Source organism: Rhizobium sp. BK251 (assembly GCF_004345245.1).
Taxonomy (GTDB): Bacteria; Pseudomonadota; Alphaproteobacteria; order Rhizobiales; family Rhizobiaceae; genus Rhizobium.
In genome coordinates, this window is the sequence record NZ_SLUQ01000006.1 from 160,030 (window position 1) to 181,691 (window position 21,662).

Annotated in this window: 22 protein-coding genes; 15 read left to right on the top strand and 7 right to left on the bottom strand. The window is 63.9% G+C overall.

Annotated elements, in window-relative coordinates; translation table 11 throughout:
• The first annotated feature begins 3 nt into the window (after positions 1–3).
• Positions 4–1,080 carry an ABC transporter ATP-binding protein gene (locus tag EV286_RS16315; protein ID WP_132958510.1) on the top strand — a complete coding sequence of 359 codons (1,077 nt, stop codon included), beginning with the start codon at positions 4–6 and terminating at the stop codon, positions 1,078–1,080.
• Between the two features lie 43 nt (positions 1,081–1,123).
• On the opposite strand, the gene EV286_RS16320 is transcribed toward EV286_RS16315, so the two are convergent.
• The 3 genes from EV286_RS16320 to EV286_RS16330 are packed head-to-tail and all read right to left on the bottom strand — an operon-like array spanning position 1,124 to position 3,744.
• Positions 1,124–2,200, bottom strand: a complete 1,077-nt coding sequence (locus EV286_RS16320; protein ID WP_132958205.1) for an extracellular solute-binding protein — start codon at positions 2,198–2,200, stop codon at positions 1,124–1,126.
• Positions 2,201–2,237: 37 nt separating this feature from the next.
• Positions 2,238–2,897 (bottom strand): TetR family transcriptional regulator C-terminal domain-containing protein, encoded by a 660-nt coding sequence (locus tag EV286_RS16325; protein WP_132958206.1) that lies wholly within the window; start codon positions 2,895–2,897, stop codon positions 2,238–2,240.
• A gap of 22 nt (positions 2,898–2,919) precedes the next feature.
• Positions 2,920–3,744 (bottom strand): methyltransferase domain-containing protein, encoded by an 825-nt coding sequence (locus tag EV286_RS16330; protein WP_132958207.1) that lies wholly within the window; start codon positions 3,742–3,744, stop codon positions 2,920–2,922.
• A 152-nt stretch (positions 3,745–3,896) separates the two neighbouring features.
• On the opposite strand from EV286_RS16330, the gene EV286_RS16335 reads away from it, so the two are divergent.
• From EV286_RS16335 to EV286_RS16350, 4 genes are read left to right on the top strand one after another with little or no spacing between them, the layout of a single operon-like run.
• On the top strand, positions 3,897–5,516 hold the full coding sequence (locus EV286_RS16335) for an NAD(P)/FAD-dependent oxidoreductase (protein WP_132958208.1): 1,620 nt from the start codon (positions 3,897–3,899) through the stop codon (positions 5,514–5,516).
• Positions 5,503–7,056: an NAD(P)/FAD-dependent oxidoreductase gene (locus EV286_RS16340; RefSeq protein ID WP_132958209.1), complete on the top strand. Its 1,554-nt coding sequence runs from the start codon at positions 5,503–5,505 to the stop codon at positions 7,054–7,056. Before EV286_RS16335 ends, EV286_RS16340 begins: the two co-directional genes overlap by 14 nt.
• Positions 7,053–8,273, top strand: coding sequence for an aminomethyltransferase family protein (locus tag EV286_RS16345; protein WP_132958210.1), 1,221 nt, complete (start codon positions 7,053–7,055; stop codon positions 8,271–8,273). Before EV286_RS16340 ends, EV286_RS16345 begins: the two co-directional genes overlap by 4 nt.
• Positions 8,274–8,283: 10 nt before the next feature.
• Positions 8,284–8,547: a hypothetical protein gene (locus EV286_RS16350; RefSeq protein WP_132958211.1), complete on the top strand. Its 264-nt coding sequence runs from the start codon at positions 8,284–8,286 to the stop codon at positions 8,545–8,547.
• A gap of 259 nt (positions 8,548–8,806) precedes the next feature.
• Here EV286_RS16350 and EV286_RS16355 read toward each other — a convergent pair whose 3' ends face one another.
• The gene (locus tag EV286_RS16355; RefSeq protein WP_132958212.1) at positions 8,807–10,003 is read right to left on the bottom strand and encodes an MFS transporter; all 1,197 of its coding nucleotides are present in this window, start codon (positions 10,001–10,003) and stop codon (positions 8,807–8,809) included.
• 120 nt (positions 10,004–10,123) lie between these two features.
• Here EV286_RS16355 and EV286_RS16360 point away from each other — a divergent pair, with 120 nt between their 5' ends.
• On the top strand, positions 10,124–10,954 hold the full coding sequence (locus EV286_RS16360) for a helix-turn-helix transcriptional regulator (RefSeq protein ID WP_132958213.1): 831 nt from the start codon (positions 10,124–10,126) through the stop codon (positions 10,952–10,954).
• Positions 10,955–11,112: 158 nt separating this feature from the next.
• Here EV286_RS16360 and EV286_RS16365 read toward each other — a convergent pair whose 3' ends face one another.
• A complete protein-coding gene (locus EV286_RS16365; RefSeq protein ID WP_132958214.1) occupies positions 11,113–11,808 on the bottom strand; it encodes a phosphoribosyltransferase family protein in 696 nt (231 codons plus the stop codon).
• Between the two features lie 185 nt (positions 11,809–11,993).
• Here EV286_RS16365 and EV286_RS16370 point away from each other — a divergent pair, with 185 nt between their 5' ends.
• Together EV286_RS16370 and EV286_RS16375 are read left to right on the top strand one after the other, a co-directional pair.
• The gene (locus tag EV286_RS16370) at positions 11,994–12,461 is read left to right on the top strand and encodes a host attachment protein (RefSeq protein ID WP_132958215.1); all 468 of its coding nucleotides are present in this window, start codon (positions 11,994–11,996) and stop codon (positions 12,459–12,461) included.
• A gap of 46 nt (positions 12,462–12,507) precedes the next feature.
• Entirely contained in the window at positions 12,508–13,356 is an 849-nt protein-coding gene (locus EV286_RS16375) for a helix-turn-helix domain-containing protein (RefSeq protein WP_132958216.1), read from the top strand.
• Positions 13,357–13,594: 238 nt separating this feature from the next.
• On the opposite strand, the gene EV286_RS16380 is transcribed toward EV286_RS16375, so the two are convergent.
• A complete protein-coding gene (locus EV286_RS16380; protein WP_132958217.1) occupies positions 13,595–14,014 on the bottom strand; it encodes a CBS domain-containing protein in 420 nt (139 codons plus the stop codon).
• 187 nt (positions 14,015–14,201) lie between these two features.
• Between EV286_RS16380 and EV286_RS16385 the strand changes: the two genes are divergently transcribed.
• From EV286_RS16385 to EV286_RS16415, 7 genes are all read left to right on the top strand, one after another.
• Complete coding sequence (locus tag EV286_RS16385; RefSeq protein WP_132958218.1) at positions 14,202–15,332, top strand: ABC transporter ATP-binding protein; 1,131 nt, start codon at positions 14,202–14,204, stop codon at positions 15,330–15,332.
• Between the two features lie 33 nt (positions 15,333–15,365).
• Positions 15,366–16,499, top strand: coding sequence for an extracellular solute-binding protein (locus EV286_RS16390; RefSeq protein WP_132958219.1), 1,134 nt, complete (start codon positions 15,366–15,368; stop codon positions 16,497–16,499).
• 251 nt (positions 16,500–16,750) lie between these two features.
• A complete protein-coding gene (locus tag EV286_RS16395) occupies positions 16,751–17,575 on the top strand; it encodes an ABC transporter permease subunit (RefSeq protein WP_132958220.1) in 825 nt (274 codons plus the stop codon).
• Entirely contained in the window at positions 17,572–18,417 is an 846-nt protein-coding gene (locus EV286_RS16400; RefSeq protein WP_207909855.1) for an ABC transporter permease subunit, read from the top strand. Before EV286_RS16395 ends, EV286_RS16400 begins: the two co-directional genes overlap by 4 nt.
• A 9-nt stretch (positions 18,418–18,426) precedes the next feature.
• Positions 18,427–19,461 carry a LacI family DNA-binding transcriptional regulator gene (locus EV286_RS16405; protein WP_132958221.1) on the top strand — a complete coding sequence of 345 codons (1,035 nt, stop codon included), beginning with the start codon at positions 18,427–18,429 and terminating at the stop codon, positions 19,459–19,461.
• Between the two features lie 26 nt (positions 19,462–19,487).
• Positions 19,488–20,303, top strand: coding sequence for an inositol monophosphatase (locus tag EV286_RS16410; protein ID WP_132958222.1), 816 nt, complete (start codon positions 19,488–19,490; stop codon positions 20,301–20,303).
• Positions 20,300–21,067, top strand: coding sequence for a phosphodiesterase (locus EV286_RS16415; protein WP_132958223.1), 768 nt, complete (start codon positions 20,300–20,302; stop codon positions 21,065–21,067). The genes EV286_RS16410 and EV286_RS16415 overlap by 4 nt, the downstream gene beginning before the upstream one ends.
• Before the next feature lie 90 nt (positions 21,068–21,157).
• On the opposite strand, the gene EV286_RS16420 is transcribed toward EV286_RS16415, so the two are convergent.
• Positions 21,158–21,601 (bottom strand): Rrf2 family transcriptional regulator, encoded by a 444-nt coding sequence (locus EV286_RS16420; RefSeq protein WP_132958224.1) that lies wholly within the window; start codon positions 21,599–21,601, stop codon positions 21,158–21,160.
• Positions 21,602–21,662: the final 61 nt, after the last annotated feature.

Here is a 21,662-nt window from a genome sequence, read left to right on the forward strand (position 1 = left end):
CCGATGATATCGATCGACGCCGTTTCGAAGTTCTACGGCATCTATCAGGCCCTCGATGAAGTCTCGCTCGATATTGCCGCCGGCGAGTTCTTCTCGCTGCTCGGCCCCTCGGGCTGTGGCAAGACCACGCTGCTGCGCTCGATCGCCGGCTTCGAGACGCCGACCAGTGGCGACATCCGCATAGACGGCCAATCAACACTCGGCATCCCGCCCAACCGGCGCCCGACCAACATGGTCTTCCAGAGCTATGCGATCTTTCCGCATCTGAACGTCGAGCAGAACGTCGCCTACGGACTGAAGCGCCTGCGGCTCGATGCGGTGGAAGAAAAGCGTCGCGTTGGCGCAGCACTCGAGCAGGTGCGCCTCGGCGCCCTCGGCCACCGGCAGGCGCATGAGCTTTCCGGCGGCCAGCGCCAGCGCGTGGCGCTCGCCCGCGCGCTCGTCATGCGGCCCAAGGTGCTGCTGCTCGACGAACCGCTCTCTGCACTCGACAAGAAGCTGCGCGAGGAAATGCAGGTGGAACTGCGCTCGCTGCAGAAGGCTGTCGGCATCACCTTCATCCTCGTTACCCACGACCAATACGAGGCGCTGGCGCTCTCCGACCGCATCGCCGTCATGTTCGGCGGGCGCATCGCCCAGGTCGCGACGCCGAAGGAGATGTACCAGCGCCCATTGACACGAAAAGTCGCCGATTTCCTCGGCGGCATGAACTTTCTTTCAGCCCGCATCACTGGCGAGAACGATGGCAAGCTCTCGGCGGAGACCGCGCGTTTCGGCGATATCGTGCTCGACAGGCCGCGTGGATTCCGGCCGCGCGAGGGACAAGTGACGATAGGCATACGGCCGGAGCGGCTTCGCCTGCTCTGGGATGGCGACCAGGCGCCGCATCAGATGGTAGGTCGCGTGGAGAACCGTGCCTATTTCGGCGAGGTCACCCATCTGATGATCGGGGTCGACGGGCTGGAGCAACCGCTCTCGATGGTCGAGACAAACGACTACGGCGCCGACGACCTCCCGCTCGGCGCCGAGATTCGCCTCGCCTACGATCCGGAAGCCTTCGTGCTGCTGGCGGAGGACTGACGCGAGCAGCGGCTCCGGCCAATTTTCGCCGGAGCCGGAGGTCTTAGTAACCGGCCTTTATCTTCTCGAATTCGGCGATCATCTTCTGCCTGAGCTCTGTCGGCATCGGCGACTGGAAGAGCGTGTTGTCCACGAACTTATCGACGTCCGCGTAGCCCTTGTCGGCAAGGAGCTTCGGATCGACGGCGGCCATCCCCTTGCCATTGGCGTGACCGTATCCCCAAGTTTCGACCATATAGGACGTGATCGCCGGATCAGAAATGGAGTTCAGGAAGTCATACTGCTCCGCCTCGTCGGCTTCACCGCCCTTGAGACGCACATAGCCGCAGACCCAGGTGGAAAGGCCTTCCTTCGTATCCTTCTTCATCGCGACAGGCGTGCCATCGGCGGCAAGCGTGGTCGCGGTCTCGTTCCAGGCCCAGGCGAGATCGACCTCGCCGCTCGCCATCGCCTGGCTGAGGTCTGTGTTGTCCGTCCAGTAGAGCCGGACGTTCTTGTGCACCTCGCGCAGGAAATCCGAGGCCTGCTTGAACTGCTCGCCGTTCATTTGCGTCCAGTCCTTGAGGCCGATCGCAAGGCTCGCAAGGGCATAGGCGTCGTCGACATTGTCGCCGATCGAGACGCGATCCTTGAACTTCGGATCCGCGAAGGCCTTGAGCGAGGTGATCTCCTCCGGCTTGACCGTATCCGTGCGGTAGGTCAGCACCGTGTTGCCCCATTCGAAGGGAAGGAACCAGGCCGTGCCGTCATCCGATTTCATCAATCCCTTCATCGAGGCGATGCCGGGCATGGTGTCGTTCCAGTAGGTGAGCTTGGACGTATCCAGCGGTTCGAGCAGACCCGCCTCGCGCCATTTGGCGATACTCTGCGAACAGGGATGTGCGATGTCGGCCTTGAACCCCGATCTCAGCTTCTGGAAGGCCTCTTCCTCGTCGGCGAAAAAGCTGAAATCGGGCTCCGTGCCGTGTTTTGTCGTGTAGGCAGGATGGAAGGCGGGGTCCTCGTAGCCTGACCAGTCGAAGACGGTGAGATTGGCGGCAAGCGAGGCACCGGCTGTCGTCGATGCGAGAAAAGCGGCAAGGGCCGCCCCGGCCATGTGCCTGATGATCCGTGATGCCATTCCGTTCCCCTTTATGTTTCTCGGTTCCCTGTTTTTGCTATTTCAGCCCCTCGCGGGTGAAGTGCGCCGGAAAGACAGCGACGAGATATTCGACCGCCGCCGCATGCGCCTTCTCGCGCGTCAGCCCGTCGCCCATCATCAGCCGCAGCCAAAGGCCTTCCATTACCGCGCAGAGCGCAAGCGCCGTCGCCTCGGCAACGATCGCATAACCGCCCTCCGCCTTCAGCGCCTGGCAGAGCGCCACGAAAGTTTCCTGGTACTTGACGTCGCGCGCGCCGCAGAGTGCCTGATAGGTCGGGCGCGACTTCGCCTCGCCCCAGAAAGCGCACCAGGCGGCGAGCTTGCGCTTCGTGCAGATCCTGCGGTCGAAATCGGCCGCGACCAGCGCCCAGAGCTGCGCGGCGACACCCGATCCAGCCTTCTCGAGGGCCGCATTCCAGTGGGCGGCATATTCGTCCGCCATGAACTGCAGCGTCGCGATCAGCAGCTTTTCCTTGCTCTCGAAATGAAAGTTGACGATGCCGCGCGAGAGACCGGCCCCATCGGCGACATCGGCGAGAGTCGTTTCCGAATAGCCGCGCTTGGCGAGCGAATCGATCGTCGCCTCGATCAGCTGCTGGCGCCGCGTCTCCTTGGAGGCCTTGCGGCCGCGCTTTTCCTGATCCGCCGTTTCCTGTACCGCAGAACTCAATTTCATCCGTACCGCCGTGTTCTTCTGTTCAAGATGGAGGAACATCGCCGACGCTCCCCTTCCGCGTGGGCCTGGTTCCGCGAAGATGAGTGGGACAATGCTCACCGCTGTCAAGGACCTTCTGCATGGCGATCCAGGTCCCGATATTCTTGGCGACATAGTCCTCGCCCACCGCAGCAACGGCGGCGGCGCGCAATGGTCCGCCGAGGCGCTCCAGCTCCTGCCGCGCCACCTCGCGATACCAAGCATTGCGGCTTTTAGCCTCGATCCCGGCAAAGCCGGCCGCCCGCATCGCCGCGGTGTAGCGCGTGGCCGACGCCATGCCGAAGCTGAGCCCCTCGGCCTTCAGGTAGGCCTTCATTTCCGGTGAGGGCTCACCATCGTGGGCGATCAGCCAGTCGGAGGCGGCAAAGGTTCCGCCCGGCTCCAGCACGCGGAATATCTCCCGGAACAACGCCTCCTTGTCCGGCACGTGCACCAGGGCATCCTTGGAGAAGACGACGTCGAAGCTCCCGTCCTCGAAAGGCAGCCGCCCCGGCGGCGCCTCGACGAAGGTCACGGCGCCCGCGAGGCCGGCCTCCTGAGCCGCGCGGCGGGCGTGCTCTATGACCGGCCGCTCGACATCGAAGCCCGTGACGTGCACGGGGCCGTACGTCCTCGCAAGATGAAGTGTGATGCCGCCGGCGCCGCAACCGAGATCAAGGACACGCCTGCCCGAAAGTTCGAGCCCATCGAGCACGCGATCCACCTCCTCCGGCCCGCCCGGAGACAGATAGCCCTCACCCCAGAGCACCGCGAGAAAGCGGATGGCCTTGTCGTCATATTCCGGTTCGTGCGGAGCGTTGTCGCCCATGCAGGACCCCTGCCTTCAACCGCGTCTTGTCATGGTGAGAAATCCTATCGCATTATCAGCGGATTGCAACATACTTGCTGAATGTTCATTCAAAATAACTGGACAACCTGCTGCTTTCCGTGTCACTTTTTTGAGAGGATGGAGAGGGCCGCATGAAGAAATACGACGTGGTGATGATCGGCGGAGGACATAACGGCCTGGTGGCAGCCTGCTACCTCCAGCGCGCCGGGCTCGACGTCGTGGTCCTCGAAAAGAACGACTGGGTGGGTGGGGCGGCGACCAGCCGCGAACTGACGCCGGGCTTCCTCTATTCCAACTGTTCCTACGTCTGTTCGCTGTTTCGCCCGGAGATCATGCGCGATCTCGAGCTGCCGAAACATGGCCTGCAGGTGATCTCCTATGAGAGCGGCGCGGTCTTCACCCGGGACGGCGATTACCTCGCCTCCTATCGCGACCATGATTCCCACCGGCGCGAATTTGCCCGCTATTCGAAACGTGATGCGGAGGCCTACGACCGCTACGCGCGCGACGTCACCCGCCAGTGCCGCTTCATCCAGCCGCTCTTGATGCGCACGGCGCCGGACCCGTTCAGCTTCCGGCCGCGCGACATCTCCGAACTCCTCTATCTGGCCCGCAAGTTCGGCGATTTCTCGCCGGCGGCGATGGCAAGGACCCTGCGCTTCTGGACGATGTCGATCTCCGATTTCCTCGACGAATATTTCGAGACCGACGTCATCAAGGCCTATCTCGCCCTCTCCGGCATCATCGGCACGGCGCTCGGACCGATGTCACCGGGTACGGCCTATGTTCTGCTGCACCATTACATGGGCGAGGTCGACGGATCGGTCGGCGCCTGGGGCTATGCGCGCGGCGGCATGGGGGCGGTCACGAAGGCGCTCGCCTCCTCCTTCCAGGCCTCCGGCGGCACGATCCGCACCGGAGCGGATGTGGACAAGGTGATGACCCGCGGCGGCAAGGCAACAGGCGTCGTGCTTGCCGGCGGCGAAGAGGTCTTGGGCAATCTCGTCGTCTCCAACGCCGATGTGAAACGCACCTTCCTGAAGCTCGTGGACGAGGACGACCTGCCGGAGCGCTTCGTGCACCGCGTCAGACACTTCAAGATGCGCGGCTCCTCCGGCAAGCTCAACATCGCTCTCGACAGCCTGCCGGAATTTCCGGCCCTGCCGGCGGCTTCCGCCTGCATGCGTGGCGACATGCATTTCACCGATTCCATCGAGCGCATGGAACGGGCCTATGACGACTGGAAGGCCGGACACTGGTCCGCCGACCCCTTTGTCGACATGATGATCCCGACGACGCTCGATCCGACCATGGCCCCGCCGGGCAAGCATTTCATGAGCTGCTTCGTGCAGTATTGCCCGCCCAAGGTCGAGGGACGCGACTGGACAGACGCCGACCGCGACGCCTTCGCCGAGACCGTGGTGAAGCAGATCTCCGATTATTCGCCGGGCTTCCGCGAGCGGATCCTGCACATGGAGGTGCGCACGCCACGCGAGATCGAGCAGGAGGTCGGGCTTACGGAAGGCAATATCTTCCAGGGCGAGCTCACCTTCGACCAGCTGCTCTTCAACCGGCCGGTTCCGGGCTACGCGCAATATCGCAGCCCCGTTCGCGGCCTCTACATCTGCGGGTCATCGACGCATCCCGGCGGCGGCGTCATGGGTGCGCCCGGCCGCAATGCAGCCGCCGAAATCCTGCGGGACCTGAAGCGCCCCGCCCGAGAGATGAGTGAAGCCCATGACGTCATTTGATGCGATCGTGATCGGTGGCGGCCACAACGGCCTGACGGCTGCGACGCTTCTCGCGCAGAAGGGCCGCAAGGTCGTGCTTCTGGAGGCAACGGATGCGCTCGGCGGGGCGATCCGCGGCTACGCGTTTCATCCCGGCTTCATCAGCCCCGGCCTTGCCCATGTCGTCAACCGGCTCGACCCGAAAGTCGCTCGCGCCATGGGCGTCGCGGCGCCGCGGAGAGACGAGGTCGCGCCGATCGTCGTGCTGTCGGAAAACGGCCCGCCGGCGATACTGCGCGGCGGCTACGGCGAAACGCTTGACGGCGTCTCTCCCGCCGAGGCCGCTGGCTTCGCCGCCCTGCGCCGCAAGCTGCTGCTGCATGCCGGCATCCTCAAGCGCTTCCTGAAGCGGGCGCCACCTGAAATCGGCGATACGGGCATCGGCGATCTGGCCGCATTTGCCTCCGCCGGGCTTGGGCTGATTTCCAAGGGCCGCGAGGAAGCGCGCGATTTTGCCCGCATGCTGCTGATGAATGTCGCGGACCTCGCCGACGAGTATCTTTCCGACGACCGGCTGAAGGGCCTGCTCGCTTTCGACGCGACGCTCGGCATCCATCTCGGGCCACGTTCTCCTACATCGCTTCTCGGCCTCTACTACCGCCTCACCGGTGAGACCGGCGACAGGACCGGTGCGCAGGTCTTGGTTTCGCAGGCGGCAGGCATTGCCGGCGCCTTCGAGCAGGCGGCCCGCAGGGCCGGCGTGACGATCCGTACCGGCACCGCCGTCGAGCGGATCATGGCGGATCGCGGCGTGACGAGCGGCGTGGTGCTTGCCGGCGGCGAGGTGCTGACGGCACCCGTCGTCATTTCCGCCATCCATCCGGAGACGACATTTCTCGATCTCGTCGCCCCCGCCGAGCTTGGCACCGGCTTCCTGCGCTCGGTCCGCGGTATTCGCTCGAAGGGAAATGTCGCCAAACTCGATCTCGGCCTTTCACGGGTACCGGAATTTGCCGGCGTCTCTGCCGCCGACCTCAGAGGCCGGCTCGTCATTGCCCGCTCCGTCGATCACGTGGAAAAGGCCTTCAATCCGGCAAAATATGGCGAGTTTTCTGCAGACCCGGTGATGGAGATCACCCTGCCGAGCCTTGGCGATCCGTCGATGGCGCCTGTCGGCCATGCGACGCTCTCGGCCCTCGTCCAATACGCGCCCTATGAGTTGAAGGCCGGGTGGGAGAAGGGCAAGCCTGCCTTCCGCAAGGCGATCCTCGACGTGCTCGAACGCTATTCGCCGGGAATCGGCGGCAGCATCGTCGCCGAAAGCCTTCTGACGCCCGCCGATATGGAAGCGAAATTCAACCTGCCCGGTGGACACTGGCACCATGGCGAGCTGCAGGTCGACCAGTTGCTTGTCAACCGGCCGGTGCACGCCGCCTCGCGCTACGCAACACCGCTCAAGGGTCTCTATCTCGCCAGCGCTGGCGCGCATCCGGGCGGCGGCCTGTCCGGGCTGCCGGGGCTTCTGGCGGCAAACAGGGTACTTTCGGGAGAGCGCCCATGAGACATGAGACAATCGCAAGGCGGGCAAGCCAAGGACACATCACTACGCCAAGGCTAGAGACGCCTTTCCACGCGCGCATCGCGGCGCTCGACACGACGAACGAGTGGTACAACTGGGCCGGCTACAAGGCGCCGCATTCCGTCTTCGACACGGAACTCGAATACTTCGCGATCCGCTCCACGGCCGCGCTCTTCGACATCTCGCCGATGGTGAAATACCGTATCAACGGTCCGGATGCGGAGGCCTTCCTCAATCGGCTGACGCTGCGCAACGTGGCCAAACAGGCGGTCGGCCGCGTGCAATACACGGCCTGGTGCGACGACCACGGCCATGTCCTCGACGACGGCACGCTCTTTCGCCTCGGGCAATCGGAATTTCGCCTCTGCTGCCAGGAGCGGCACCTGCCCTGGCTCATCGACAGCGCCCTCGGCTTCGAGGTCGAGATCCGGGAAGAGACCGAGGAGATTGCCGCCGTCGCGCTGCAGGGGCCGACGTCGTTTGCAGTGCTGGCAAGCGCCGGCTTCGAGGGCGTGGAAAGGCTGAAACCCTTCCAGCTAGCGGAATTTCCCCACGGGGACGATTCCGTCGTCATCTCCCGCACCGGGTTTACCGGCGATCTCGGCTATGAGCTTTTCGCTCCGGCCCGGGCGGCACTCTCCCTCTGGGACCGGCTCTGGCTTGCGGGCGCGCGACATGGGCTGCGGGCGATCGGCTACGATGCGCTGAACCGCGCCCGCATCGAGGCGGGCTTCATCGTCGCCAATGCCGATTTCGTCACCGCCGAGGCGGCGTTGCGCGCCGACCGTGAGAGAATGCCGGACGAGATCGGCCTCGACTGGCTCGTCGATCCCGAGAAGCCCTATTTCAACGGCCGCGACGCGATCCTTGCCGCACGGCAGAAAAAATCGCTCAAGTACATCCTCGTCGGCCTCGAAATCGAGGGAAACATTCCCGCCGACGGCGCGATCGTCTATCATCGCCGCAAGTCCGAATGCGGATTGGTGACGGCCGCGACATGGTCGCCGACTGCCAAGCGCAACATCGCCATCGCGACGCTTCGCCGGCCGTATGGTGACGGGATCAAGGACGATCTCTGGGTGGAGATCTACGCAATGCGCGAACTGCAGTACCAGAAGATGATGAAGCGGGCGCGGATCGTCCCCCGCCCCTTCATCAAGCTCGACCGCCGCACCGCCACCCCTCCGGGACTCTTCTGAGGCTCATCCGATGGACGAGGAAACCCGCCGTCAATGGGATCTGGTCCGCACGCCGCCGGGCATCGAATGGTCCGGCCGGACGCGCTACGCGGCTGCGACCTTCTTCTATCATCGAGGCGAAATGGATGCCGAGACACTGGAAGTCTATCGCATCTGCTCTCGCCTCGACGCTGAAGACCCGCTCGCCGTACTCAAGCGCTATCGGGTCGGCGCGGACTGGGTGGAAAAGATGGAGGCGTTTGACGTTAAGGGAGAAGCCAAACCTGGCGCTTAAGAAAACCAGCCCAATGATTTGATTTTATTAACTTACCTTCCGCTGGAGAGCGGAGTTCAATATTCCGCCCTGCGGGGAGATTCGCCATGTGCCGGACTTCGGCCGGTGATCATTCTCGACACCAACGTCATTTTGGAGATGCTGACTGCTTCACCGTCAGCATCGGCCGAAGCTTGGGCTCGGCGACCAGCATCCGGCTTCACCACCGCAATCGGGCGCGAGGGCAGACCATTCCCATCCGCCCCCTTCACCTGATCCCTCAATGCCGCGGGATGCGCGGCAGCAGAACCGTGAAGAGCCCGAGAAGCGGCAGGTAGGAGCAGATCTGGTAGACGAAGGCGATGCCGTGCGTATCGGCGAAGTCGCCGAGGAGGGCCGCGCCAAGTCCGCCCGCGCCGAAGGCGAAGCCGAAGAAGATGCCGGCGATGAGCCCCACCCGCCCCGGCACCAGTTCCTGTGCGAAGACCACGATCGCCGAGAAGGCGGAGGCGAAGATCAGGCCGATGACGACGCTGAGTACGCAGGTCCAGAAGAGGTTGGCATAGGGCAGCATCAGCGCGAAGGGAATGACGCCAAGGATCGAGAACCAGATGACGAAACGGGCGCCGAAGCGGTCACCGATCGGGCCGCCGAGGAAGGTGCCCACGGCAACCGAGCCCAGGAAGAGGAACAGCATCAGCTGCGCATCGCGCACCGCAAGGTGAAACTTCTCGATCGCATAGAAGGTAAAGTAGCTGGAAATGCTCGCCATGTAGACGTTCTTCGTCGCCGTCAGCAGCACCAGGATCAGGAGTGTCCATACGACGCGGCTCTTCGCCAGCGGCAATGCCCGGCTGACGGCATGCTTGCTCGCGTGCTGGCGGCGGTGGGCGATGTACCAGTTGCCGACCCAGCTCAGGACCACCATGCCAAGCATGGCGATCGCCGCGAACCACGCAACGCTGTGCTGGCCGATCGGCAGCACGATGAAGGCGGCGAGCAGCGGGCCGAGCGCCTGGCCGGCATTGCCGCCGACCTGGAAGAAGGACTGCGCGAAGCCATGCCGCCCGCCCGAGGCCAGCCGCGCGACGCGTGACGATTCCGGATGGAAAACGGCCGAGCCGAAGCCGATGAGGCTTGCTGCGACAAGCAGCATTTCGAAACTGCCGGCATTGCCGAGCAGGATGAGCCCGCAGAAGGTGCTCGCCATGCCCACCGGCAGCGAATAGGGCATCGGCCAGCGATCCGTGACGATGCCGACCAGCGGCTGCAGCAGCGACGCCGTTACCTGGAAGGTCATGGTCAGCAGGCCGATCTGCACGAAGTCCAGGTTGTAGTTTTCCTTGAACAGCGGATAGAGCGATGCCAGCAGCGACTGCATGATGTCGTTCAGCATGTGGCAGAAGCTGACCGCCAGCAGGATGGACATCGTCGTCTTTTCGAAACGGGCGGGACTGCCCGAAAATGCAGCTACCATGGGGGAATTTCCTCTCGCGCGCCCCAATCCGGGCGTCCGCGCTCTTTATGTCGCTTTTACACGCCTTGCCGGTGGCCATCTTTTGTGCTTTGGTCCACTTCTTTCGCGATCGGGCCAAAAATGGAAAAGCTCTCCCGACATTTGCTGGCGACGCTCCATGACGATCATGAGCGCAGCATCCGCTGGATGGAGGAATCCAATGCCGAGGTGCTGGTGCACAGCTCGGAGCCTCCGCATGGCTACACCGTGCCCGTGCACAGCCATCGGCGCACGCAGCTGCTCTGCGTATTTGCCGGGGTGGTGATCGTCATGACCATGCGCGGCCGCTGGATGATACCGCCCGGCCACGCCCTTCTCATTCCACGCGGGCTGGAGCATTCCGTCGAGATGCTGAGCGATGTCAGCATGAAGTCGGTCTATCTCACTCCGCGGGACGGTTGGGCCACTGGAGAGGCGCCGAAAGTGCTGGAAGTGAGCGAGCTTGCCCGCAGCCTGCTCCTGGAGGCAATCCGGCTGCAGGAGGTGCTGGCGAGCAACCGCAAGGCAGAACTCGTGCTCGCGCTTCTCGTCGAGGAGATCGAGACCCTCGAGGAGCGCCCGCTCGGACTGCCCTTCCCTTCCGACAGGCGGCTGGCGGCACTCTGCCGCGCTTACATGGAAAACCCCACGCCGAATGTGCGGCTTGACGATTGGGCCGAAAAGCTGGCGATGAGCCGCAGGACATTCACCCGGCTCTTCCGCAGGGAGACCGGCATAAGCTTCATCACCTGGCGCCAGCAGGCAAGCGTCTTTGCCTGCCTGCCGCAGCTGACGGAAGGCCTTCCGGTTACGAACATCGCACTGGGCGCCGGCTACGAGAGCGTGGCCGCCTTCACCACGATGTTCCGCCGCATGCTGGGCACATCTCCGCGCTCCTACATGACGAGCCGCCGCACCTTCGGCACCCACTGAAACAGCACACGAAGAGCTAAAGGAGGCTTGTTCTCCACGGGACCGAGCCCGTCTACACGGCCAGAAAAAATGCGCCCCGGAATCGATTTCCAGGGCAAGGCGACGTCGCGACCGACGTATCTTGTTGTCGGAGCAGGATGCCCCCGCGGGTTGGCCGCTTATCGGATGGCGTAATCGACATCCTTTCGCGAATATGCGTTTCCCTCGCCGAGTGCCGCTTTTGCCTCCGCGAGTTGCCGCACCACCTCTTCGTCGCAGACCTGCCGGAAGTCGGTGTAGTGGGCGCTGACAGCATCGAAGGCGAAGGGCTGTTTCAGGCAAACGACCTCGTCGAGCGCCTCGGGCATATCCGACACGGCCGATTGCGAGGCAACGGGTATCGCCGCGACGATCTTCCTGGCGCCACGCTGCTTCACGCCGAGAATGGCGGCGCGCATGGTCGCGCCAGTCGCCATTCCGTCGTCGACGATGATGGCGATCCTATCCCTGATCCCGACGGATCGGTCGTCCCGGCCGTAGAGTTCGCGGCGACGGTCGATCTCGGCAAGAGCCTTTCCACGAGCCTCCTCGAATACGGCGTCCGGCACCTGCTCGAAGCGGATGACGTCGGGGTTGCGCACGACGATAGGATCCTCGCCGTCGACGAGCGCTCCCATCGCGATTTCAGGCTGCGCCGGCAGCCCGATCTTGCGCACGAAGAGGATTTCAAGAGGAGCCTGCAGGTGTGCGGCGACCTCTGCCGCAACAGGCACGCCGCCGCGGGGCAGCGCGAGCACGACCACGTCCTGGCCGCGATACCGATCGAGGGCGATTGCCAGCTTCTGGCCCGCATCCATGCGATTTCGGAATGTCATGAATAGTCCCTTTGCAAAGATGCGCACCCGCGGGAAACCGCCCGCGCCTGCCTCAGTCTCGCTAGATTCCACGGCTATTGTGCGCAGAAGACTAGATCAGGTTTTCTGCACTTGCATTGATGGGCGTCAATTCGTGGCATCGCATAGCGTCTTGCTGGTGATGCCCAGGAAGCGGGGGGACCGAGATGCGATCGATTAGAACCTGGGTGCTCGTTGCGGACGGTTCGCGCGCCCGCATTCTGCGCGACCCTTTCTCCCATGCAGTGAGCGCCGAAAACCTGGGCGAACTCGTTTTTCGGGCGGAGCAGAAGCGACTGCGCGAGATCATGGCCGACAAGCCCGGCAAGGGTTTCGGCGCCTCGGGAGCCCGGCGCTCCTCCATGGAATATCATTCGGACCCAATTCGAGAGGACGAGCGCGCCTTCGCCTCGATGCTGGTGGAGGTGCTGAACAGCCACCGCATGGCCGGCGATTTCGAGAGGCTGGCGATCTTCGCATCGCCGGAAATGCTCGGGGACCTGCGCAAGGCGCTGCCCGATCCGCTGAAAAACATTACCGTCGGCGAGATCGCCAAGGACCTCACCCGCCTGCCGGCGTCCGAGCTCCGCCTTGCCGTCGCCACGTTGCTAGAGCGCGGAAGGGCCAATGCATGAGACAGGGATGCGCTAGGCTCGACAACGGCTCCCAGGGGAACGCGCCATGACATTTCAAGGCTCGACGAAGGCCCATTCGAGGTGCGATCAGTGCGCCGTCCAGCGCCGCTCGATCTGCCATGCCGCCGACGGTCGCGCCCGCGAGGAGTTGAACCGCATCTCGCATATCCGTACTTTCGCGGCAGGCGAGACGGTGACGGCCGAGGGGCAGGAATCCTGCATCGTCGGCAATGTCATCACCGGCGTGCTGAAGCTCGTGAAGACGCTGTCCGACGGCCGCCAGCAGATCGTCGGACTGCTCCTGCCGTCCGACATGGTCGGCCGCGTCTTCGAGACCACTTCGCGCTTCGCCATAGAGGCTGCATCCGACGTGACGCTCTGCTGCTTCGAGCGGCGTGCCTTCGAGGCGCTGCTGGCCCGCGAGCCGGAGCTCGAGCACGCAATGCTGGTGAGGACGCTCGATGAACTCGATGCAGCGCGCGACTGGATGCTGCTGCTCGGCTGCCAGACCGTACTGGAGCGGATTGCCGGCTTCCTGCTCATCCTGCTCTGCCGGTCTCGAAGCCATGGCAACGCCGCGGCCCTTGAGACGACACCCCGCGTGACGATCCCGATCGGCCGGCGCGACATGGCGATCTATCTCGGAACGACGATAGAAACGATCAGCCGCACGGTGCAGCACATGGCAAGGCAGGGAGTGATCCGCATCGAGAATTCACGGCATTTCGACATCGTCGACCGTGCAGGCCTGATCGCGATGTCCGGCCGCAAGGACTACATGAACGCCGAATTGATGGAGGCGGACATGGCCCGCGCCAGCCCGGCCAGAACCGTCCGCCTGCGCCGGCAGGCAGTGGCGATGCCCCTCGGCCCGCAAGCACAGCGACTCCCCTGAAGCATTCCCGCTCTTCTCCGTCGAGAAGAGCTGCAATCACATTCCTCGAACGCACCAAAATTCACACTCGCGCCCTACGTCAAATTGGCTGGGATCGTTGGTATCCTCTGGGCGTTCCCCGCGGCCCACGCCACCGTCTGTTGGCCGCAACGACTCTCCCCGCCGTCCTTGCGACAGCTCTTCATTCTGATCCGCGCAACGCCCATGTGGTCGGGCAGGCTCCGATCTCGTCGAAAGCTTACGGATGCGGTGTGGCGACGGCCTGCATCAGTTCCCCGGTCATCTCCCTGCCGCTGCCGTGCGAGATATCTCCGACCGAGAGCATCCCCACCATCCTCTTGTCGTCATTGATGACGGGAAGCCTGCGAATCCGTTTCACCTCCATCAGCCGGATCGCGTCCTCTATCGTCTCGTCTGTGCGGCAGTAGATGATGCCTTTGGTCATGACGTCGCGGGCGGTCATCGTGGCGGGATTGTTGCCGTTCTCGAACGCACGAAGGGCGATGTCCCTGTCGGTCACCATGCCGACCAGGCGATCGTTCTCACCCACCGGCACCGCGCCGATGTCGCTGTCGCGCATTATGGTCGCAATTTTCGCAAGCGATGTCTCGGGGCTCACCCAGTTCACGCCGGTGTGCATTATCTCAGCGACTTTCATGGCGTCCTCCACTCTTCAAACCAGGGAAGTTTAGTCCAAAGCCTCCAAAGATCATTGATATCCGTCAAAGGTTGCGCCGGGCCTCACGATCTCCCCGCGGTTTTTCCCGGACTGTCACTTGCTTGTTAAAAACAGTCGCTAACAAGGCGTCATCGGGCATTGCACAGCTGTGCAAAGAGGGATTTTGATGTCGCGGGAAGTATTTCTGGAGTTGTCAGCCATCGGCGGCGCCTACGGCGCAACGCGGGTTCTTGACGACATCAACCTTGAGATCGCCAAGGGCGAATTTGTGGCGCTGCTGGGCTCCTCAGGCTGCGGCAAGACCACCCTCCTTCGCACCATTGCAGGCTTCATCAGTCCGACCACGGGCCGCGTCTCTGTCGGTGGACGGGACGTAACCCGGCTGCCGCCGGACAAGCGCGGCATGGCGCTGGTCTTCCAGTCCTACGCGCTTTGGCCGCACATGACGGTGGCCCAGAACATCGGCTACGGACTGAAGCTCCGCGGCCTGCCCCGCGCCGAGATCGGCGTGCGCGTCAGCGCGATGGAGACGCTGCTCGGCCTTGACGGGCTCGGTGCGCGCAAGCCCGCCGCGCTCTCCGGCGGCCAGCGCCAGCGCGTCGCGCTCGGCCGGGCGCTCGCCATCGACCCCGAGATCCTTCTACTCGACGAGCCGCTTTCGAATCTCGACGCCCGCATCCGCCTCACCGTTCGCCACGAGCTGCGGGCGCTGCAGAAGCGTCTCGGCATCACTGCCATCCACGTCACGCACGATCGCGAGGAAGCGATGGTGATGGCCGACCGCATCGTCATCCTGAACGCCGGGCGCATTGCCCAGCAGGGAGCGCCCGAGGAGGTCTACAACAGGCCCGCCTCCGCCTTCGTCGCCGCTTTCATGGGTGCGGAGAATGTGCTGTCGCTCAACGGTGCGCCGCAGGGCGAGGATTTCGTGATCGCCGCCGGCGCCGCCAATGCCGCCGGTGCTGTACCCCTGGCTGGACGCCCGCTTGCAGCCGGCGCAGTCGAGGCGCGTTTCCGGCCCGAAGCCGCGCAGCTCTTTTCGGCAACCACGCCGATCGTCGGCCCGGGCATCACTCTTCGCGGCACTGTGACCGCAGTCAGCTATCCGGGCGGACACTGGCGCCACTCGATCCGTCTCGGCGACCGCGAGATCATGGCCGATGCTGGCCGCGCCTTCGAGCCGGGCGAGACGGTCCAAGTCCACGTCGCGCCGGAAGCGCTCTTCCTCTTCAATTCGCCGGACAAGGTGCCGGCCACCGCCATTTCCCGGTCCGCGGCCGGGAAAGTTCACGCCTGACATATCCTGACTTAACCCATGGAGAAGCAACCAATGAAGAGACTGTCCTACGCAGCATTCGCCGTCGCTCTCGCTGCCCTTCCCGTAAAGGCCGACGAGCTGACAGTTGCGACCGCCGGCGACCAGAACATGGTCGACTACATCAACCAGTATCTCGGCCCGCTCTTCGAGAAGGCCTATCCGGGCAACACGGTTCGCGCCGTCGGCACCGGCCCCGGCGATGCCGGCTCGCAGAAGATCCTCGAGCGCTTCGACGCGCAGTCGGCCGCCAGCACGCCCGCCTGGGACGTCGACGTCGCCGTCGTGCATGAGAAGTTCGCCGGCCCGATGGTCCAGAAGGGCTATCTCGAGAAGTATCGCGGCGAAATCGACACCGGCAAGCTCGTTTCCCGCGCCAACGCCAAGAACGCGCTCGGCTCGGACGTCGACGGCTATGTCATGCCGATGTTCAACAGCCAGACGGCAATCGCCTACAACCCGGCTCTCGTTCCGAATCCGCCGAAGAGCTACACGGAACTGGCTGCCTGGGCCAAGGAACATCCGAAGCAGTTCGGCTATAACGGCATCAAGGGCGGCGCCTCGGGCGTCAGCTTCGTCATGGGCTGGATCTACGCCTTCGGCGGCGGCGACGCCAACAACCTGATGACGGGCCCCTTCAAGGAAGAAGAAACCAAGAAGTGGGGCGACGCCTTCACAAGCCTCGCAGACTTCACCAAGAACGCGACGCTGACGCCCGGCAACGCCGGCACGCTCGACCTGCTTTCCCGCGGCGAAATCGCCATGGGCCCCGTCTGGGTCGACATGTTCTACTCTTGGCAGGCCAACGGCCAGCTGCCGCCGGACCTGAAGCTCGTCCTGCCGGCTCCCGGCATGCCCGGCCAGCCGATGCACTATGTCGTTCCGGCCAAGGCAGGTCACAAAGATCTCGCCGAGAAGTTCATCGCACTTGCCACCAGCCCGGAAGTACAGGCTGACGGCATCGTCAAGAAGTTCAACTGGTATCCGGGCATCGACGCCCAGTACGTCAAGCCGAAGCTGGACGATGCCACTTGGAACAAGCTCTTCGTTGACATCAACCCTGATGATCTTGCCACCAAGGGCAAGCCCTTCCCGATCGCGCCTTATAACAACGCGATCCTCGAAGCCTACGAACAGTCCGTGAAGTAAGCCGCCAAGCTCCCCGCTTTGCGGCGGGGAGCCCACCTCTTCCGTCATGCCGGCCTTGAGCCTGCATCCAGTTGCGCCGCGTATGCGGCGCAGGAAGGCTCTTCGGCGCGCAAAGACTTGCGCGCGCTGGACCCCGGCTCGGGGCCGGGGTGACGAGAGGGTGGCGCAACGCGATTACTACCTGGCAAGCTTGCCGCCAGTCTTAGCCTCCTCGCCATCTGGCGAGAACCGATCCCTCTCAAGGTCGACCGATGTCCAAACGCCTCCTCGGTATCCTGCTGGTCCTGCCCGCACTGGCGGTGATCGCCTTCCTCTTCATCCTGCCGCTGGTCATGTCGGCGGTCGGCGCCTTCCGAGTGGAAGGAGGGAGCTTCGGCTGGGACAATTTCGCCAAGACGTTCGACCTCTATACCAACGACATCATCTTCACCGTCGTCATCATCGCCATCTCGACCGTGCTGATCGGCCTCGCCTCGGTTGCGATCGGCGGCTATCTGACGCTCGGCGAGCATCCGGTCGCGGTCGCGATCCTGCGCTGGCTCTATCGCTGGCCGATGTTCATTCCCTTCATCGTCGTCGGCCAGGTGCTTCGCACATTCCTCGCCAAGAACGGCATGATGAACAATGTGGCGATCAGCCTCGGCCTGATGACGCCGCTCGAGGCCCAAAGCTTGCTCGACTGGCGCGGGATCGTCATTGCCTTCGTCTGGAAGCAGACGCCTTTCGTCGCGCTCCTTGTTTCGGGCGCCATGGCTTCCGTCGATCGCGGCACCATCGAGGCGGCTCGCAATCTCGGCGCCTCGCGGCTTCGGGTGCTGATCGAGATTCTCGTGCCGCAGGTCGCCGTGACGCTGACCGTCGGCCTCATTCTTTCCTTCGTGACGATGATGTCGGTTCTCTCGGTACCGCTGATGATCAATGCCCAGTCGCCGACGATGCTCACGGCCGACATCGCCTTCCGCGTCAACGCCTATGGCGACTACGGTGTGGCCAACGCGCTCGGCCTCGTCTCGCTTGTCCTCGCCTCCTCGGTCGCGTGGATCTATCTCCGGCAGAGCCTGAAGGAACGCGCATGACGACCGCAGCCACCACCACATTTTCCCCCGGACGCCCGTTCGCCGCCCTCTGGTGGGTGCCGCGCGGCATCGTCTTCGGGCTCATGGCTTTTTTCGTTTTCGGGCCGCTTGCCAACCTGCTGCTGTGGACGGTCGCGGAGAAATGGTATTTTCCGCACAGCCTGCCACTCGAATACGGCTTCAGCTCCTGGGCCAGGGTTTTTGCGCCGCGCGGAGGTGCGGTCGAGTCACTCACGAACTCGATCATCGTCGCGGTGCTGACGGTTGTCGTCTCGCTGCTGCTGGCGATCCCGGCAGGATATGCGCTGGCGCGGCTGAAGCTGCCGCTGCGCGGGCTGATCCTGCTTGCCTTCCTGATCCCGCAGGCCTTTCCGAACCTGACGGTCTACGTCAACATCGCCCGCATCTTCTACGAGATACGCCTGAACGGCACGATTCCCGGCGTCGTGCTCGTGCATGTCTCGCACGGCCTCGTCTACGCCGTCTGGATCGCGACGGCCGCGTTCTCGGCGATCGACGCTGAACTCGAGCAAGCGGCACGATCCATGGGTGCCGGCGCTCTGAGGGCATTCCTCGACGTCACGCTGCCGCTTGCCATGCCGGGCCTGATGGCGAGCGCGATCTTTGTCTTCCTCGAGAGCCTCGACGAATTCACCGGCAGCTATTTCGTTGGCGCGCCTGATGTCAACATGCTCCCTCTCCTGCTCTATACGGCCGGGGCCGGCGGCAACTACCAGATCGCCTCGATCACTGCCCTGCTGCTGCTAATTCCCTCCATCGGCTTTATGCTGGTCGTCGAGCGATTCCTGAAGGCCGACGTGCTCTCGCGCGTCGGTCAGTGAGGGCCAAGGATGACCGGTGGCAGGAACCAGCAGAAGGAGAAGTCGCGCTTCGTCAGCGCCGAGCAGGTGGCGCAGCTCGCCGGCGTCTCGCGGTCGGCCGTCTCGCGCACCTTCACGCCGGGCGCAAGCGTCTCTCCGGCGACGCGCGAGAGGGTTATGCAGGCGGCCGAGGAACTCGGCTACCAGGTAAACGACCTTGCCCGCGGCCTGCTCATCAACCAGAGCCGGCTGGTCGGCCTCGTCGTTACAAAGCCGGAAGCGGGCTTCCGGGCGAATCTGGTCGCCGCCCTTGCCAAGGCGCTGATCCAGCGCGGCAGCGTGCCCATGCTCATCAATACCGGCCAGACCGAGGAAGAGCTCGTCGCCGCGCAGAAGACGCTCTTCGGCCATCGCGCGGAGGCGACGATCATCCTCACCGGCTCGCCGCCATCCGCCTTCGTGGAACTCGCGCGGCGCAACGGCCAGCCGCTCGTCGTCATCGGTCGCTCCGAGCCCGACGCCGACCATGTGCGCATGGGGAACGCGGAAGCGTCCCGCAGGGCGGCAAGCCTCTTCGTCGCCAATGGACATCGGCGGCTTGCGATTGCCGGCTCGGCTTCCGGCACGCCGAGCGTGGTCGAGCGCGAAGGCGCCTTCTCCGCCCAGGCCGAAGCGCTCGGCGCGACTGTGCAAACCGCGCGTGGCGAGGATTCCGACTATGCCGGCGGGCTTGCTGCCGGCCGCCAACTTCTCGCCGGACCAGACCGGCCCGAGGCGATCTTCTGTATCAACGACCTCATCGCCTTCGGCGTCATGGACCATGCGCGCCAGCTCGGCCTTGCCATTCCGGATGATCTTGCCATCATCGGCTTCGACGACGTGCCGCAGGCCGATTGGTTGAGCTACCGCCTGACGAGTTTCCGGCAGGATCCCGAGCTGATGGCAGCAAGGGTCGTCGAACTCATCGACCGGCGCCAGGAAGAACCCGATGCGCCGCCCGCCTACGAACGGCTGATGCCCGAACTGATCATCCGCCGCAGTTTCGTTCCGAAAGACCCGGCCTGAACGGCCCATTCATCCGAAAGTCAGTCATGGATTGCGAATTTCCCGACGACCCCCGCTTCGTGCTTGCCCGCGGCATCATCTTCGAGGCCGGCCGGCTGGCGCTTGAAAGCTTCGCCGATCTCGGAGCCCTCGAGACGACCAATAAGCTCAACGGCCAGGATGTCGTCAGCCAAGCCGACAAGGCGGTCGAGGCGCTGGTTCGCGAGCGCGTACTGGCCGCATTTCCCGAGGATGGCATCCTCGGCGAGGAACAGGGGCTCGCTGAAGGTAGGTCGGACTTCGTCTGGGTGGTCGATCCCATCGACGGCACGAGTTGCTTCGTGCATGGCCTGAAGGACTGGTGCATCTCGATTGCCCTGCTCAAGGACAGCGAGACCGTCCTTGGCCTCATCTACCAGCCCACGACGGACGAGCTGTTTGCGGCGAAGGCCGGCGGCGGCGCCTTCCTGAACGGAAAGCCGACCAGCGTGGACAGGCAGGCAACGATCGGCACTGGCCTCCTCGGCGTCGGCGCCAATTTCCGCATTCCGCCGCAGCAGGTTTCCGACTTCATCCACCTGTTGCTCGAAGCCGGCGGCATGTTCATCCGCTCCGGGTCCGGCGCGCTGATGCTCGCCCATGTCGCCTGCGGCCGCCTCGTCGGCTATTACGAGCCGCACATCAATTCCTGGGACTGCCTTGCCGGACTCTGCCTGATCCGCGAGGCGGGCGGCTGGACTGCGGAGTTCCCGATCCCCGAGGCCCTGCTTGCCGGCAGCCCGGTCATCGCCGCGGCACCCGGCGCCCGCGACGACCTCTGGGGCCTGGTCGCCCAGTCTCTCGCCTCCGGAAAGCTGCCATGAAATTCGTGCATCTCTCAGACGCCCATCTCGTGACGCCGGGCGAATGGCTTCTCGGCCTCGATCCGCTTGCCCGGCTCGAAGCCTGCCTCGCCGACATCGAGCGGCACCATGCGGACGCGGCCGTCGTCGTCATCACGGGCGACCTTTCCGAAACCGGAACGCCGGATACCTATCGCAGCCTCAGGGCGGCACTTTCCCGGACGCAGCTGCCGATCCGCCTCCTCATGGGCAACCACGATAATCGCGAGGCCTTCGCGCAGCAATTTCCAGAAAGCGTCGCCACGGACGGTTTCATACACAGTATCTTCGACGGGCCGGATGGAAGGCTGATCTTCCTCGACACGCTCGACCAGGGACAGGTGACGGGCAAGCTCTGTCCGCTCCGGCTGGCATGGCTTTCGGAACGGCTGGACGAGGCGAAGGACCGGCCTGTCTATCTCTTCATGCATCATCCGGCCGGTCGGGTGCACCTGCCGGCGCTCGACAGCATCGGGCTTTCCTCCCCGGAAGTCTTCTTCGAAGCGGTTCGCCGGCACGGCAATGTGCGCCATATCTTCGCCGGCCATCTGCACCGGCTGGTCACCGGCCGCTGGCAGGGCGTTCCATTCACCATCCTGCGCAGCACCAACCACCAGACGGCGCTCGATTTCGTTTCCGAACGGACGAGCAGTTCCTTCGAACCGCCGCTCTACTCGATCGTGCTCATCGAGGGCGAGGACATGGTGATGCATTTCCACGAATTCCCGACGGGTGCGGCCGCTTGATGCAAGCCGCCCATGTCCACGAAGCAGATGCCGCCGGGCCGACTTTGACAATTCACTTGGGACCCTTGCGCCGGAACCGGACAGCCACGGCTATCGAGAAGTGACGGGCGGCTGATCCTGGTTGGCAACCGCGATCGCGGCTATATCCGCCAACGTCGTCGAGGCGTACATTTCAAGGAGCTGGCGCTCGGCCGCAGCATGGGCAGTCTCAAGCACCGAATTTGAGGCCCGCTCCACGGGGCAGGCCGGATGATCGCGGGAGATTGGGGCCGTCAGGATCGCGCCCTCCTGGAGAGCTCGTTGGACGTCCAGCACCGAGACCTTGTCAAGCGATCTGGTCAGTTTCCATCCTCCCCCGCGACCGCCTTCAGATTCAACGATACCATATTCGCGCAGCGCTCCCAGCGTGCGGCGTACGACCACGGGATTCGTGTTGAGCATCTGCGCAATTCTCTCCGACGTTTCCTTGCCGCCGAGCAGGCCCATGTGCACCAAAACATGCAGCATTCTGGCAAGTCGACCATCGGTTCTCATTAAACGCCTTTCCGCAACAATAATTGTTACGATAACTTGACAATCGACACTTTTCGTAACA